The following is a 1,449-nucleotide window of genomic DNA, read 5'->3' on the forward strand; positions in this document are numbered from 1 at the left end:
CATGGCAGACCGTCCGATTATGACGACAAGTGCTGGTGCACCGATCCCGGATAACCAGAATTCCCTGACTGCGGGTGAGCGCGGCCCTATTTTGTTGCAGGACTATCAGCTGATCGAAAAGCTGGCACATCAGAACCGCGAGCGTATTCCTGAGCGCGCTGTTCACGCCAAGGGCTGGGGTGCATTTGGGACGCTGACTATCACAGGCGATATTTCCAGATATACCAAGGCCAAGGCTTTGCAGCCCGGTGCAAAAAACCCGATGCTGGCGCGCTTCTCAACCGTTGCCGGCGAGCAGGGTGCCGCTGATGCCGAGCGCGATGTGCGCGGCTTTGCACTGAAGTTCTACACCGAGGAAGGCAACTGGGATCTGGTTGGCAACAACACACCGGTGTTCTTCGTGCGTGATCCGGTCAAGTTCCCGGATTTCATCCATACCCAGAAGCGTCATCCCAAGACCAATCTGCGCTCCGCTACTGCCATGTGGGATTTCTGGTCGCTTTCGCCAGAAAGCCTGCATCAGGTGACGATCCTGATGTCGGATCGCGGGCTTCCGACCGATGTGCGCCACATTAACGGTTACGGTTCGCACACCTATTCCTTCTGGAATGATGCGGGTGAACGCTATTGGGTCAAGTTTCACTTCAAGACCTTGCAGGGCCACAAGCACTGGACCAACAGCGAGGCCGAACAGGTGATTGGCCGCACGCGTGAATCCACGCAGGAAGACCTGTTTACATCCATCGAGAAGGGCGACTTTCCGAAGTGGAAAGTTCAGGTTCAGATCATGCCGGAACTGGACGCTGACAAGACGCCTTATAACCCCTTTGATCTTACCAAGGTCTGGCCGCATGCCGATTATCCGCCAATCGATATTGGTGTGATGGAACTCAACCGCAATGCGGAAAACTATTTCACCGAGATCGAAAACGCGGCGTTTTCGCCCTCCAATATCGTGCCCGGTATCAGCTATTCGCCAGATAAAATGCTTCAGGCGCGGCTGTTCTCCTATGCCGATGCGCATCGTCATCGTCTTGGCACGCATTATGAGAACCTGCCGGTTAACCAGCCAAAATGCCCTGTGCATCATTATCATCGTGATGGTCAAATGAATACATATGGCGGCATTGCTACGGGTAACCCGGATGCGTTTTACGAGCCAAACTCGTTTAACGGCCCTGTAGAGCAGCCATCGGCCAAGGAACCGCCACTGCGCATTCAGGGTGATGCGGATCGCTATAATCATCGTATCGGCAATGATGATTATTCGCAGCCACGTGCTTTGTTCAATCTGTTTGATGATGGGCAGAAGCAACGCCTGTTCTCAAACATTGCAGCAGCCATGGGCGGTGTGCCGGGCTTTATCGTCGAACGCCAGTTGGCGCACTTCAAGCTTGTACATCCTGATTATGAAGCCGGTGTGCGTGCGGCGCTCAAGACGGCGCACGG

At 54.5% G+C, this 1,449-nt stretch carries 1 protein-coding gene; it reads left to right on the forward strand.

The window, feature by feature from the left end; all coding sequences use genetic code 11:
* Position 1 precedes the first annotated feature (1 nt).
* Positions 2-1,449 (forward strand): catalase (locus OPR82_RS22690; RefSeq protein ID WP_265987232.1); only part of this gene is annotated, 1,448 nt, incomplete at its 3' end.

This window comes from Ochrobactrum chromiisoli (assembly GCF_026241335.1).
In the GTDB taxonomy this organism is placed as follows: domain Bacteria; phylum Pseudomonadota; class Alphaproteobacteria; order Rhizobiales; family Rhizobiaceae; genus Brucella; species Brucella chromiisoli.